The following is a 14,303-nucleotide window of genomic DNA, read 5'->3' on the forward strand; positions in this document are numbered from 1 at the left end:
TTCCTGCGCGCCATCTGCCCGCGGGGGGGCCGCACGCCTCTCGATGGGCTGAAAAAGATGTCGGATAATAAAGCATGACCCGCTTGACGGCTAGCGCCGTCGGAGACCCTTGCAATGCCAGATCAAGATGTACGCCTGCAACGCCTGAAAACCTGGCTCGATGAGCAGCTTCCCGCGCTGTTTTCAGCGCAGGGCTGGGGCGCGATTCCCCCGGCCACGTTGACCGCGGCCAGTAGCGATGCCAGTTTTCGCCGTTATTTTCGCTGGGAGGGTGGTGAGCAAACTTTTATTGTGATGGATGCTCCGCCGCCTCAGGAAAACTGCAAACCATTCGTGGATATTGCCCGTTTGTTAAATAAATCAGGGATTAATGTTCCTGAAATTTATGCCGAAGATCTTGTTCAGGGCTTTTTGCTGCTAAGCGATCTTGGGCGAAAAACCTACCTTGATGTCATCAACGAGCAAAACGCAGACGCTTTGTTCGCCGATGCTTTCGATGCGCTGCTGGCTTATCAGCAACTGCCGATGGATGCACCGCTGCCCAGCTATGACGTCGCCTTGTTGCGCCGTGAACTGGAACTGTTTCCTGAATGGTATGTGCGCAAACACCTCGGCATCGAGATGGATCAGCAGCAATTGGCGAGTTGGCAGCGCGTCAGTGATCTCTTGATCGAGAGCGCGCTGGCGCAGCCCAGAGTGCTGGTGCACCGTGACTTCATGCCGCGTAACCTGATGCTTAGCGAACCTAATCCGGGAGTGCTGGATTTCCAGGATGCGGTCTATGGACCCGTCACTTACGACGTGACCTGCCTGTTCAAGGACGCCTTTCTCAGTTGGCCGCAAGATCGAGTGCATGGCTGGTTGGAAATTTACTGGGAAAAGGCTCGCGCGGCGGGGATTCCTGTTCAGGAGGACTTTGCAGAGTTTCTGCGTGCCAGTGACCTGATGGGCGTACAGCGTCATTTGAAGGTCATCGGTATCTTCGCCCGTATCTGCCATCGTGACGGCAAACCGCGTTATCTGGCCGATGTTCCGCGCTTCTTTGCTTATATAGACGCGGTGCTGGAGCGGCGACCAGAGTTGGCTGAACTGGCTAACTTGCTGACCAGCTTGAAACGACCGGCGAGCGGATCGCTCTGAATCGCGCCACGGTATGAAGGTCATCATTGAAATAAGGCTATCGATTGTGTTGATGAGGCAGGCATGAAAGCGATGATTCTGGCAGCAGGGAAGGGCGAGCGAATGCGTCCATTGACCCTGCACACTCCAAAGCCGCTGGTTCGAGCAGGCGGTGTGCCGCTGATTGAATATCATCTGCGCGCGCTGCATGAGGCAGGGTTTCACGATGTAGTGATCAATCACGCCTGGCTTGGGCAACAGATTGAAGATTACCTGGGGGGCGGCGAACGTTTGGGGCTGCGTATTGCGTATTCACCTGAAGGTGAGCCGCTTGAAACGGGCGGCGGTATTTTTCGTGCGCTGCCGCTGCTGGGTGATCAGCCTTTTATGGTCGTAAACGGCGATGTCTGGACCGATTACGACTTCAGCGCACTGCGAGTGCCAATGGCCGGTCTGGCTCACCTTGTGTTGATCGATAATCCGGAGCACCACCCGCAGGGTGACTTTTCGTTGATCGACGGGCAGGTTCGTGATTCCAGCGATGCCGGTGCAAGGCTCACCTACAGTGGCATTGCCATCCTTCACCCGAAACTGTTTGCAGATTGCCAGGCCGGTGCTTTCAAACTCGCGCCGCTGTTGCGAGCAGCCATGGAGCAAGGGCAAGTGACCGGTGAGCATTTTACCGGGCAGTGGGTCGATGTCGGCACCCATGAGCGCCTTGCTCAGGTCGAGCAGTTGCTCGCGGCGAGACACTAATGCTCTGGCCATCTACCCTTTTGGGCGCCGGAGCCGGGTTTGCCATTGCCAGCATCCCGGGCGCCTTGCTGGGCGCGTTGTTGGGGCAAGCACTGGATCGGCGTCTGGCACTGCAGAGCTGGGCACATTTGCGGGAGCGCATGCGCGGTCGTGCGGCGCTGCGCGATGATGAGTTGCTGTTCGTCCTGCTGGGTCGGTTGGCAAAGAATGACGGGCGGGTGGTCGAGCAGCACATCCAGCAGGCGCGGGCTGAAATGCATCGTATGGGCATGAGTGAGCCTGCTCAACGCCGGGCTATCGCGGCCTTCAATCGAGGCAAGGACGGGGGTGATAATCTGCGCGGCCATCTGCGTCGGCTCGCCCCCCAGCCGCATACGGCTGAAGCGCTGCTGCGCGCGTGTTGGCGCATGGCATGGGCCAACGGCAAACCTTCACGCGGTGAGCGAGAGTTGATCGTCTGGTGGGGTAAATGGCTCGGCTGGTCGCCGGCCAGAGTTGACTCACTGGCTTCCGGGCACGAAGCCCCCCGTAAACCGCTGGCTAACAACAGCAACGATTACCAGGCGGCACTGAAACTGCTGGGCGTGCAAGCCGATGCGGATCCTGCGCAGGTGAAACGTGCCTATCGCCGCCTGCTCAGTCGACACCACCCGGATAAAGTAGCCGGTTCTGGCGCTAGCCAGTTGCAGGTGCGCGATGCAACGGACCGGACTCAGGATTTGCATAACGCCTACAAAGTGATCAAGGCGCGGCGCGGGTTTTGATCATGGTGTTGTGCTTTATTCTGTGGGAGCGGTGCAGCATTTCCGCTCCGATCAATCATCTTTACTGCGCCTCAACCCACCCGCGAATCCTGCGAAACATCTGTTCCTGCTCTGCAGCAGCGTTACCCGGAATCGCGGTCAGAGGAATCTGGCTGTAGCCTGGTCCTTTTGCACGCTTGCTGATTTGCAGACGTTCCATTGGAGACCTGTTGTTCACGTCCTTGTAAATGAAGTCCGAGGTTTTCACTTTAAGGCCGGGTATCAACTCGGTCAGCAGTGGCTTGGTATCTGCGGGCTCTCGCGCCGTGACCATGGCGAATTTCTGTACCAGCGGCGCCGGGCGTTCGCTCAAGTAACGAGCTGCCCAGTAGGCACCGCTGCCATGTCCGAGCAGCACGATACTGCGGGCCTTGTTCTGCTGTGCGAAGCTGATGCCGCTTTCAATTCGGGCGAAGATACGCTCAGCCTGAGCCTTGGCCTGCTCCTCTGCGGCAGCAGCTCTTGCTGTTTCAGCAGCAGCCTCTTTTTCTGCGGCAGCGGCTTTGTCGGCATCAGTTGGCGCGGTAGCTTTGGCCGCGTCTTTGGATTTTTCTGCTGCACCCGCTTCTGCAGGCGCGTCGGCGGCTCTGGCCTGATTGTAATCAGCCAGTTGGTCGGGCAAGGTCAGGCTCAGGCTTGACCAGCCGATGTCCGGAAACTTGCGTCGCAACGGGCCTACGGCATCCGGAGAGTCAGCCGACTCGTCAGCACCGGGAATAATGATCACTGCACCTTTGGGATCGTCAGTGTTGGCTGGCTTCCACAAGGCGAGGAAACTGTCTTCGCCAGCCTGCAATTGCTGTTGATCGGCAACCGGCAAGCGCCCTTCAAGGGCCAGCGCATCTTCTTGGGTGCGCGGTAACAGTGGTGCCCTTTCCACAGCGGGTTCGGTTGCAGCATCTTTTGCAGGAGCAGGATCTGCCGCCATGACAGGCAACGCGCAAGGTAGTATCAGCGCCAGACAAAGCGAAGGAAGCGTTGCGCGAAATGTGTAGGACATCGGATATTCCAGGCCAGAAACTATATTGGCAGCCTAATGGGTTGGTAAGGATTTGTCAGGCCCATGCTTGAGTGGCGCATCGGTTCAAACGACTAAATAGAACACACGGGAACGACACCTTGATGATGGTTCTGCTGCGCACTGGAGTTATCGGCTGTCTGGCCCTGCTCTTGATGATTTTCAACGTCGTGGCTCAGGCGGATTCAGAGCCAGCCGTGTCCACGCCGCTGTCGGCAGAGCAGCGCGCATGGCTTGCAAAGCGTGGGCCCTTGCGGGTTGGGCTGGTTATGCAGGCACCTTATGCGCAGCTTGATCGTCGCCAGCAGCAGCTTTCCGGCGCCAACGTCGACTTGATGAATCTGCTCGGCAGGAGCCTGCAAACAGAACTGCTCTGGCGTAACTTCCCTGATCAGGCCGCTTTGGAGGAGGCCTTGGCGCAAGGCATGGTGGATATTGCCCCCGGTCTGACTCAAACCCCGGCCGGCCTTCGTGTCTGGCTGTTTTCCGATCCCTATCTGCGGATTTCGCAACTGGTGGTGGGCGAGCGCGACGGCTCTGGTGTCGTGGACCTTGAGAAGCTCGACAGCCGCACGCGCGTAGCGATTCGCATGCCCAGCGTCACCGCCGACTACCTGCGTAACACCTATCCCCATATCAACCTGCAAGGCGTACCGCTGGATCGGCAAGCGCTGCAATTATTGTTGAGTCAGCAGGCGCGTTATGCCGTGCTCGATGAAGCGCAGCTCAGTCGCTTGTCTCGGGAGCCGGAGTTCGCCGGGCTGAGTATTGTCGGCGATATCGGCTATCCCCAATTACTGCGAGTCGCTTCCCGTCGGGATGTGCCTGAGTTGGCGGACATTATCAGCGCTGCCCTGCATGCGATTCCGGCCAAAGAGCTTGATCAGTTGCATGCGCGCTGGTTGCCGCTCAATGCTGTGAAAGCCAGCGAGTCGCCTGGTTTCTGGCAAAACATCTGCCTGTTGCTGCTGGTATTGCTGCTGGCCAGTTCCGCCATCGTTATATGGCAGCGACGTCAGCAGCAGTCGCTGGAACGCGATGTGTTGCTTGCTCGCGAAGAACTGGCGCGGCGCGAGGCGGGTGAAGAGGCGTTAAAGCTGGCACAGTTTTCCATTGATCAAAGCACTGTGGGCATTCTCTGGGTCAACTGGGACAGTCGCGTGCGCTATGCCAACCATGCGGCAGAAGCCATGCTGGGTTATTCGTCCGGCGGCGTAGTGGATCGGCCGCTGATTGATTTTGAGCCTACGCTGCACATGGATCGCTGGCTGGGCCTTTGGAAAAGTGCGCGCTCCAGTGAAGGGATTGCTCAGACATTCGAAACCAATTGCGTGTGTGCCGACGGCAGCATTCTGCCTGCCGATGTCTCCTTGAGTTTCCTGCGTTTCGAGGAGTCCGAATATCTGGTGGTGTTCCTCACTGACGTAACTGAGCGCCGTCGTTACCACGAACAACTGCGCGAGCTGTCGGCGCATCTGGAAAGCGTGCGCGAGGAGGAAAAGGCGCGTATCGCCCGGGAAGTTCACGACGAATTGGGTCAGATGTTGACCGTGCTCAAGCTGGAAACGTCCATGTGTGAGCTGGCTTACGCCGATCTTGATCCGGGCTTGCGCGATCGGCTCAACAGCATGAAGCGCCTGATATCGCAATTGTTCCAGTTAGTACGCGATGTGGCGACCGCGCTACGTCCGCCGATTCTCGATGCGGGTATCGCGTCGGCCATCGAATGGCAGGCGCAACGGTTCGAGGCGCGCACGCAAATTCCGTGTCTGGTGGACGTGCCTGATAATTTGCCGACGCTCAGCGATGCTTTGGCCATCGGCATGTTTCGGATTCTGCAGGAGGCGCTGACCAACGTTATACGTCATGCTCAGGCGCACACCGTGGACGTGAGCCTTACGCTGGACGATGGCGTCATGTGCCTGACCATTGCCGACGACGGTATTGGTTTTGTCCAGCCGCAGGGTAAGGTCGTGTCGTTCGGTCTGGTGGGCATGCGCGAGCGAGTGTTAATGCTTGGCGGTCGACTGGAGCTGGACAGTCAGTCAGGTGAGGGCACAACCTTGCGCGCCTATATTCCGCTGCATCAAGCCGGTCAGGAGCAACACAAGTGATTCGTGTACTGGTAGCTGAAGACCACACTATTGTTCGTGAAGGCATCAAGCAGTTGATCGGCCTTGCCAAGGATTTGCTCGTGGTGGGCGAGGCCAGTAACGGTGAGCAGTTGCTTGAGGCTCTTCGTCAGACTGAATGCGAGGTGGTGCTGCTGGATATCTCCATGCCGGGAGTGAACGGCCTTGAGGCAATCCCGCGTATTCGCGCACTGACCAATCCGCCAGCCATACTGGTGCTGTCAATGCACGACGAAGCGCAGATGGCAGCGCGTGCCTTGAAAGTCGGGGCTGCCGGTTATGCGACCAAGGACAGCGATCCGGCGTTACTGCTGACGGCAATTCGACGGGTAGCGGCGGGTGGTCGTTACATCGACCCGGATCTGGCGGATCGCATGGTCTTCGAAGTGGGCTTGACGGATAACAGGCCATTGCATTCGCTATTGTCCGAGCGCGAGTTCTCTGTGTTTGAACGCTTGGCTCAGGGGGCCAACGTCAACGACATCGCCCAGCAACTGAACCTGAGCAGCAAGACCATCAGCACCCACAAAGCACGGCTGATGCAGAAGATGAACCTGCATTCTCTGGCTGATCTGGTGAAATATGCGATGGAGCATAAGTTGTTGTGATCTGAAAACGACATGCCCGAGACATCATTGACCTTATCGCGGGCAAGCCACGCTCCCACAGGAGCTTGATTCCCCTGTGGGAGCGTGGCTTGCCCGCGATAAGGTCATGAGATTCGTCGTCGAGCACATACCTATCCCCGCCATCCCTGTAGGGCAATCCCTACCCCAATCTCTCCTACCCCCCGATTTGCGCGGTTCGCAGCCTAAACTAGGCTGACCGCACGCAGACAAAACAAAGGTGTGGGTAATGAGCAACGTCGATTCAAGCGCTGGGGCTAATGATGTTCTGGTCAGCTTCCGTGGTGTGCAGAAGAGCTACGACGGCGAAGCCCTTATCGTCAAAGACCTTAACCTGGACATTCGCAAAGGCGAGTTCCTGACCCTGCTCGGGCCTTCCGGCTCCGGCAAGACCACCAGCCTGATGATGCTGGCCGGATTTGAAACGCCGACAGCGGGTGAAATCCTCCTCGCGGGTCGTGCCATCAACAACGTGCCACCGCACAAACGCGATATCGGCATGGTGTTCCAGAACTATGCATTATTCCCGCACATGACCGTCGCAGAAAACCTGGCGTTTCCGCTGACAGTACGCGGCATGAGCAAGGCCGACGTCAGCGAGAAGGTCAAGCGTGCGCTGGACATGGTGCAGCTGGGCACGTTCGCTCATCGCTACCCGGCGCAACTGTCTGGCGGTCAGCAACAGCGTGTGGCCCTGGCCCGTGCGTTGGTCTTCGAGCCGCAACTGGTTCTGATGGACGAACCGCTTGGCGCACTGGACAAGCAACTGCGTGAACACATGCAGATGGAAATCAAACACCTGCACCAGCGTCTGGGCGTGACCGTGGTCTACGTGACTCACGACCAGGGTGAAGCGCTGACCATGTCCGACCGTGTTGCCGTTTTTCATCAGGGCGAAATCCAGCAGATCGCGCCCCCGCGCAATCTCTATGAAGAGCCGAAGAACACCTTCGTAGCCAACTTCATCGGCGAAAACAATCGCCTTAGCGGCAAGCTGCTCAGCCATACCGGCGAGCGTTGCGTTGTGCAACTGGAGAAGGGCGAGAAAGTCGAGGCGCTGGCTGTGAATGTTGGCCAGGTGGGCGATGACGTCACCCTGTCGATCCGCCCGGAGCGCATCAGTTTGAATGGCAACAGCGAGAGCTGCGCGAACCGTTTCTCCGGTCGCGTTGCAGAGTTTGTGTATTTGGGCGACCACGTTCGTGTGCGCCTGGAAGTGGCAGGCAAAACCGACTTCTTCGTCAAGCAGCCCATTGCCGAGCTGGACCCGGCCCTGAGCGTTGGCGATGTCGTGCCAATTGGATGGCAAATCGAGCACGTTCGCGCACTCGATCCCTTGCAGCACGTGCATTGATCTATCAATAAAAAGGCATCAGCCAGAGGCGAACTCATCGCCCACAACGCATAAACCAACACTGCTCGTGGAGAAAACAACCAAATGCTCAAATCTTTGAAGTTCACCGCAATCACGCTGGGCATGATGTGCGCCGCGCAAGCCATGGCCGCTGACCTGACCGTCGTTTCGTTTGGCGGTGCCAACAAGGCAGCCCAGGAAAAAGCTTTCTACGCACCTTGGGATAAAGCCGGTAACGGCAAGATCATCGCTGGCGAATACAACGGCGAGATGGCCAAGGTCAAAGCCATGGTCGACACCAAGAGCGTGTCCTGGGATCTGGTAGAAGTTGAATCACCAGAACTGGCTCGCGGCTGCGACGAAGACATGTTCGAAGAGCTCGACCCTGCGCTGTTCGGCGACAAGTCGAAATACGTGCCGGGCGCGATCTCTCATTGCGGTGCTGGCTTCTTCGTCTGGTCCACCGTGCTGGCTTACAACGCCGACAAACTGGCTTCGGCGCCAACCGGTTGGGCAGATTTCTGGAACACCGAAAAATTCCCGGGCAAGCGTGGCCTGCGTAAAGGCGCCAAGTACACCCTGGAGTTCGCGCTGATGGCCGACGGCGTTGCTCCAAAAGACGTCTACAAAGTGCTGGCCAGCAAAGACGGTCAGGACCGCGCTTTCAAGATGCTCGACAAACTCAAGCCAAGCATTCAGTGGTGGGAAGCGGGCGCACAGCCGCCGCAGTTCCTGCAATCGGGTGACGTGGTCATGAGCTCTGCCTACAACGGTCGCATCGCTGCGGTCGCCAAAGAAAGCAAACTCAAAGTGGTATGGACCGGTGGCGTATACGACTTCGACGCATGGGCCATCCCAAAGGGTTCGAAAAATGCCGAAGCGGCGAAGAAGTTCATCGCTTACAGCCTGCAGCCTGAGCAGCAGAAGACTTTCTCGGAAAACATCGCTTACGGTCCGGCCAATACCGACGCCGTCAAACTGTTGAGCGCTGAAACCCTGCAGAACATGCCGACTACCCCTGAGAACATCAAGGATCAGGTGCAGATCGACGTGGCGTTCTGGAATGACAACGGTGAGTCTCTGGAGCAGCGCTTCAACTCTTGGGCTGCCAAGTAAGCGCATCAGGTTGAGTTAGATCCGGGCGTGTTCCCTACAGTAGGGAATGCGCCCTTCGTTCAAAGATTTCGGAGTTCGCTATGGCCATCGCCGTGCCCCTGACTGAAGGCGCCAGCCCTACCTTGAAGCAACGTCTGGCTCGTGCCGAGCGGGTCAACCGCTGGAAGGCTCAGGCCTTGATCGCGCCGTTAGTGATCTTCTTGCTGCTGGTATTTCTGGTACCGATTGTGGCGCTGCTCTACAAGAGCGTCGGCAACCCGGAAGTGGTCAATGCTTTGCCGACTACCGTGATCGAAGTCGCTAAATGGGACGGCAAGGGCTTGCCCTCGGAGCCGGTCTACAAGGCACTGAGCATGGATCTGGCCCAGACCCGCAAGAATTCGACCCTTGGCGATCTGTCCAAGCGCCTGAACATGGAACTGGCTGGCTATCGCAGCCTGTTGACGAGCACCGCGCGTGCGCTGCCGTTCAAGGAAGAGCCTGCTTCTTATAAAGATGCACTCGAAGCACTGGATGAGCGTTGGGGAGATCCGGCCTATTGGCAGGTGATCCGACGCAATACCAGTAGTGTCACCCCCTATTATTTGCTGGCCGCAGTGGACCATCGCATTGATGACCTTGGTGAAGTGGCACCTGCGACGCCAGATCAAGCGATCTATCTGGACATCTTCGCCCGCACGTTCTGGATGGGGTTTGTCATTACCCTGATCTGCCTGGTGCTGGCTTACCCGCTGGCGTATTTGCTGGCCAACCTGCCTGCGCGGCAGAGCAACTTGCTGATGATTCTAGTGTTGCTGCCGTTCTGGACGTCGATTCTGGTTCGGGTGGCGGCATGGATCGTGTTGCTGCAATCCAGTGGTCTGATCAACGGTGCATTAATGGCCATGGGCATCATCGATAAACCGCTGGAACTGGTGTTCAACCGGGTCGGCGTTTACATCTCGATGGTGCACATCATGTTGCCGTTCATGATTCTGCCGATCTACAGCGTGATGAAAGGCATCTCGCCAACTTATATGCGTGCCGCTATCTCTCTGGGCTGCAACCCGTTTGCCAGCTTCTGGCGGGTGTATTTCCCGCAGACCTATGCCGGTATCGGCGCGGGTTGCCTGTTGGTGTTCATTCTGGCGATTGGTTACTACATCACTCCGGCATTGCTGGGCAGCCCGAACGACCAGATGGTCAGCTACTTTGTCGCCTTTTATACCAACACCAGCATCAACTGGGGTATGGCCACGGCACTGGGCGGTCTGCTGCTGTTAGCGACCATTGTGCTTTATCTGATCTATAGCTGGCTGGTCGGCGCCAGCCGCCTGCGTTTGAGCTGAGGAGCATTGCCATGTTGAGTTCTTATTCCTCGCCGCTGGAACGTGTCTGGTACTACGCCTTGCGCATCCTGTGTGGCCTGATCCTGTTGTTCCTGGTGTTGCCAGTGCTGGTGATCATTCCACTGTCGTTCAACTCCGGCAGCTTTCTGGTTTACCCGCTGCAGGGTTTCTCGCTGCATTGGTATCAGGACTTTTTCAATTCCAATGAGTGGATGCGCGCGCTGAAGAACAGCCTGCTCATCGCTCCCGCTGCGACTTTGCTGGCCATGGTTTTCGGCACGCTGGCGGCGATTGGCCTGACCCGCGGCAACTTCCCCGGCAAGGCGCTGGTCATGGCCTTGGTGATTTCGCCGATGGTGGTGCCGGTGGTGATTATTGGCGTGGCGAGCTACCTGTTCTTTGCGCCGCTGGGACTGGGCAACAGCTTCCTGTCGTTGATTCTGGTTCACGCGGTGTTGGGTGTGCCGTTTGTGATCATTACCGTGTCGGCGACTTTGCAGGGCTTCAACCATAACCTGGTCAGGGCAGCTGCCAGCCTGGGGGCGTCGCCACTGACCGCATTTCGTCGGGTGACCTTGCCGCTGATTGCGCCGGGTGTGATCTCCGGCGCGCTGTTCGCGTTCGCGACGTCTTTCGATGAAGTGGTCGTGACGCTGTTCCTCGCCGGCCCCGAGCAAGCGACGCTGCCAAGGCAGATGTTCAGCGGCATCCGGGAAAACCTCAGTCCGACCATCGCTGCTGCTGCGACGCTGCTGATCGGATTCTCGGTGGTATTGCTGCTGGTGCTGGAGTGGTTACGCGGGCGTAGCGAGAAGTTGCGTACTCAGATTGAGTGAGCGGCAAGCGGGAAGCTTCAAGCTTCAAGCTAAAGCAGTATTTGGCTAGGGCACCTTCAGCTTTTGGCTTTTGGCTTGTAGCTAGCTTGTGGCTTATAGCTTATAGCTTGCAACTGCCACTGGAGTACAATGCGCGCCACCGTGATTCTGTTCAAAAAGGTGCGTCATGCAGCCCTTCCTCATTGCTCCATCGATTCTCTCCGCCGACTTCGCCCGTCTGGGTCAGGAAGTTGACTCTGTGCTGGCCGCTGGTGCCGACATTGTTCACTTCGATGTGATGGACAACCACTATGTGCCGAACCTGACCATCGGTCCGATGGTGTGCTCGGCGCTGCGTAAATATGGCGTGACGGCACCCATTGATGTGCACTTGATGGTCAGCCCGGTGGATCGCATCATCGGCGATTTCATCGAAGCGGGTGCCAGCTACATCACTTTCCATCCGGAGGCGACGCAGCACATTGATCGCTCGTTGCAGTTGATCAAAGAGGGCGGTTGCAAGGCGGGCCTGGTATTCAACCCGGCGACTCCGCTGAACTTGCTGGAGTACGTGATGGACAAGGTCGACATGATCCTGCTCATGAGCGTCAACCCTGGCTTTGGCGGTCAGAAATTCATCCCGGGGACGCTGAACAAACTGCGTGAGGCGCGCGCCTTGATTGATGCCTCGGGTCTGGACATTCGTCTGGAAATCGACGGTGGCGTGAACGTGAATAACATCCGTGAGATCGCCGCCGCCGGTGCTGATACTTTTGTCGCCGGTTCCGCCATCTTCAATACCCCGGACTACAAGCAAGTCATCGACAAGATGCGCGCAGAACTGGCGCTGTCCCGCGCATGAGCGGCTTCGAGCAACTGTTTCCGGGGCGCCTGCCAAAGCTGATCATGTTTGATCTGGACGGTACCCTGGTGGATTCGGTACCCGATCTGGCCGTAGCAGTCGACAAAATGCTGCTTGAACTGGGTCGTCCTGCGGCCGGTCTGGCGCAGGTCAGAAACTGGATCGGTAACGGTGCGCCTGTTCTGGTACGCCGCGCTCTGGCCAATGATCTGGACCACAGTGGCGTCGATGATGCCCAGGCCGATCAGGCGCTGGAAATCTTCATGAAGTTCTATGCCGAAAAGCATGAGTTCACGGTCGTCTATCCTGGCGTTCGTGAAACCCTGAAGTGGTTGCAGAAGATGGGCGTGGAGATGGCGCTGATCACCAACAAGCCGGAACGGTTCGTCGCGCCGCTGCTGGATGAGATGAAACTGGGCCGCTTTTTCCGCCTGATCATCGGTGGCGACACCATGCCGACGAAAAAGCCTGATCCGGCGGCGCTGTTCTTTGTCATGAAGATGACCAATATTCCAGCCTCGCAGTCGCTGTTCGTCGGGGATTCACGCAGCGACGTGCAGGCAGCCAAAGCCGCTGGTGTGCCCTGTGTTGCCATGAGCTACGGCTACAACCATGGTCGACCGATTGAAGAAGAGTCCCCGGCGCTGGTCATTGATGACCTGCGACGTCTGATTCCCGGTTGCCTGGATCTGGACGCTGGGATACTGTTGCCGGAAATCAAAGATCCCTCCTTTAGAGATTCCATCGTGGTGGTCACTCGCAAACTCTGGATGAAAGTCATCAAGGCCTTGGCCCGCTGGCGTTGGCGCGCCTGACTTGAATCCGGCCGGATACGTTTACCGGCACTGTTTGCTTACCTGACTGCTAACCCTCACCAATGAGGCTGATGATGAATCGCGAAGAATTCCTGCGTTTGGCTGCTGCTGGCTATAATCGCATCCCGCTTGCCTACGAAACCCTGGCCGACTTCGACACGCCGCTGTCGATCTACCTCAAGCTTGCCGACCAACCGAACTCCTATCTGCTGGAGTCGGTGCAGGGCGGCGAGAAATGGGGCCGTTACTCGATCATCGGTTTGCCATGCCGCACGGTCTTGCGCGTTCACGATCACGATGTTCGTGTCACTCACGACGGCGTCGAGATCGAGCATCTTGAGACCGAAGACCCGCTGGCGTTCGTTGAAACCTTCAAGGCGCGTTACAACGTGCCGACCATTCCTGGCCTGCCACGTTTCAACGGCGGGCTGGTGGGTTACTTCGGTTATGACTGTGTTCGCTATGTCGAGAAGCGTCTCGGCAAATGCCCGAATCCTGATCCGTTGGGCGTGCCAGATATCCTGCTGATGGTGTCTGATGCCGTCGTCGTGTTCGATAACCTGGCGGGCAAGATGCACGCTATCGTGTTGGTCGACCCGGCCCAGCAGGACGCATACGAAAACGGCCTGGCCCGTCTCGACGAACTGATGGAACAACTGCGCCAGCCCATCACCCCGCGTCGTGGCCTGGACCTGACCCGGCCGCAAGCGGCTGATCCGGTATTCCGCTCAAGTTTCACCCAGGATGACTACGAGCGGGCGGTCGATACCATCAAGGAATACATCCTGGCGGGCGATGTCATGCAGGTGGTTCCGTCGCAGCGTATGTCCATTGACTTCAAGGCTGCACCGATTGATCTGTATCGGGCACTGCGCTGCTTCAACCCGACGCCTTACATGTATTTCTTCAACTTTGGCGACTTCCATGTGGTCGGCAGTTCTCCGGAAGTGCTGGTGCGTGTTGAAGACAACCTGATCACCGTTCGCCCGATTGCCGGCACCCGCCCTCGCGGTGCGAACGAAGAAGCTGATCTGGCGCTGGAAGAAGACCTGCTGTCCGATGACAAGGAAATCGCCGAGCACTTGATGCTGATCGATCTGGGGCGCAACGATACTGGCCGTGTTTCGGAAATCGGTTCGGTCCGGCTCACCGAGAAAATGGTCATTGAGCGTTACTCCAACGTGATGCACATCGTGTCCAACGTCACCGGTCAGTTGAAAAGCGGCCTGACGGCGATGGATGCACTGCGGGCGATCCTTCCAGCAGGCACCTTGTCTGGCGCACCGAAAATCCGCGCCATGGAAATCATCGACGAACTGGAGCCCGTGAAACGTGGCGTCTACGGCGGCGCTGTGGGTTATCTGGCCTGGAACGGCAACATGGACACCGCGATTGCGATCCGGACCGCGGTCATCAAGAACGGCGAACTGCATGTACAGGCCGGTGGCGGCATCGTGGCTGACTCGGTGCCTGCGCTGGAATGGGAAGAAACCCTGAACAAACGCCGCGCGATGTTCCGCGCCGTGGCGCTGGCTGAGCAGGAGCAGTGAGGCACTGCT

General features: G+C 57.8%; 13 protein-coding genes. 12 read left to right on the forward strand and 1 reads right to left on the reverse strand.

Annotated features, from left to right (window positions below):
* Positions 1-114: 114 nt before the first annotated feature.
* From KDX30_RS14105 to KDX30_RS14115, 3 genes are all read left to right on the forward strand, one after another.
* Entirely contained in the window at positions 115-1,140 is a 1,026-nt protein-coding gene (locus tag KDX30_RS14105) for an aminoglycoside phosphotransferase family protein (protein WP_231676394.1), read from the forward strand.
* A gap of 63 nt (positions 1,141-1,203) precedes the next feature.
* Entirely contained in the window at positions 1,204-1,875 is a 672-nt protein-coding gene (gene murU / locus KDX30_RS14110; protein ID WP_231676397.1) for an N-acetylmuramate alpha-1-phosphate uridylyltransferase MurU, read from the forward strand.
* Positions 1,875-2,639 carry a DnaJ domain-containing protein gene (locus tag KDX30_RS14115; protein ID WP_231676413.1) on the forward strand — a complete coding sequence of 255 codons (765 nt, stop codon included), beginning with the start codon at positions 1,875-1,877 and terminating at the stop codon, positions 2,637-2,639. Before murU ends, KDX30_RS14115 begins: the two co-directional genes overlap by 1 nt.
* Positions 2,640-2,700: 61 nt before the next feature.
* Here the strand turns inward: KDX30_RS14115 and KDX30_RS14120 are convergent, their stop codons facing one another.
* Entirely contained in the window at positions 2,701-3,678 is a 978-nt protein-coding gene (locus KDX30_RS14120; RefSeq protein WP_231676416.1) for an alpha/beta hydrolase family protein, read from the reverse strand.
* A 122-nt stretch (positions 3,679-3,800) separates the two neighbouring features.
* On the opposite strand from KDX30_RS14120, the gene KDX30_RS14125 reads away from it, so the two are divergent.
* The 9 genes from KDX30_RS14125 to trpE all read left to right on the forward strand — a co-directional run bounded on the left by KDX30_RS14125 (position 3,801) and on the right by trpE (position 14,294).
* Positions 3,801-5,810: a PAS domain-containing sensor histidine kinase gene (locus tag KDX30_RS14125; protein ID WP_231676419.1), complete on the forward strand. Its 2,010-nt coding sequence runs from the start codon at positions 3,801-3,803 to the stop codon at positions 5,808-5,810.
* Positions 5,807-6,436 carry a response regulator gene (locus KDX30_RS14130; RefSeq protein ID WP_027899443.1) on the forward strand — a complete coding sequence of 210 codons (630 nt, stop codon included), beginning with the start codon at positions 5,807-5,809 and terminating at the stop codon, positions 6,434-6,436. The genes KDX30_RS14125 and KDX30_RS14130 overlap by 4 nt, the downstream gene beginning before the upstream one ends.
* A gap of 247 nt (positions 6,437-6,683) precedes the next feature.
* Entirely contained in the window at positions 6,684-7,808 is a 1,125-nt protein-coding gene (locus tag KDX30_RS14135) for an ABC transporter ATP-binding protein (RefSeq protein WP_027900678.1), read from the forward strand.
* 84 nt (positions 7,809-7,892) lie between these two features.
* Positions 7,893-8,924, forward strand: a complete 1,032-nt coding sequence (locus tag KDX30_RS14140; RefSeq protein WP_027900677.1) for a polyamine ABC transporter substrate-binding protein — start codon at positions 7,893-7,895, stop codon at positions 8,922-8,924.
* Between the two features lie 80 nt (positions 8,925-9,004).
* The gene (locus KDX30_RS14145; RefSeq protein WP_027900676.1) at positions 9,005-10,252 is read left to right on the forward strand and encodes an ABC transporter permease; all 1,248 of its coding nucleotides are present in this window, start codon (positions 9,005-9,007) and stop codon (positions 10,250-10,252) included.
* Positions 10,253-10,263: 11 nt separating this feature from the next.
* Positions 10,264-11,088: an ABC transporter permease gene (locus KDX30_RS14150; protein ID WP_231676422.1), complete on the forward strand. Its 825-nt coding sequence runs from the start codon at positions 10,264-10,266 to the stop codon at positions 11,086-11,088.
* 166 nt (positions 11,089-11,254) lie between these two features.
* Positions 11,255-11,929 carry a ribulose-phosphate 3-epimerase gene (gene rpe, locus KDX30_RS14155; RefSeq protein ID WP_027900674.1) on the forward strand — a complete coding sequence of 225 codons (675 nt, stop codon included), beginning with the start codon at positions 11,255-11,257 and terminating at the stop codon, positions 11,927-11,929.
* A complete protein-coding gene (locus KDX30_RS14160; RefSeq protein ID WP_122706817.1) occupies positions 11,926-12,744 on the forward strand; it encodes a phosphoglycolate phosphatase in 819 nt (272 codons plus the stop codon). The genes rpe and KDX30_RS14160 overlap by 4 nt, the downstream gene beginning before the upstream one ends.
* Positions 12,745-12,818: 74 nt before the next feature.
* On the forward strand, positions 12,819-14,294 hold the full coding sequence (gene trpE / locus KDX30_RS14165; RefSeq protein ID WP_099268457.1) for an anthranilate synthase component I: 1,476 nt from the start codon (positions 12,819-12,821) through the stop codon (positions 14,292-14,294).
* Positions 14,295-14,303: the final 9 nt, after the last annotated feature.

The sequence above is a fragment of the Pseudomonas quasicaspiana genome (genome assembly GCF_021147825.1).
GTDB classification, from domain to species: Bacteria; Pseudomonadota; Gammaproteobacteria; order Pseudomonadales; family Pseudomonadaceae; genus Aquipseudomonas; species Aquipseudomonas quasicaspiana.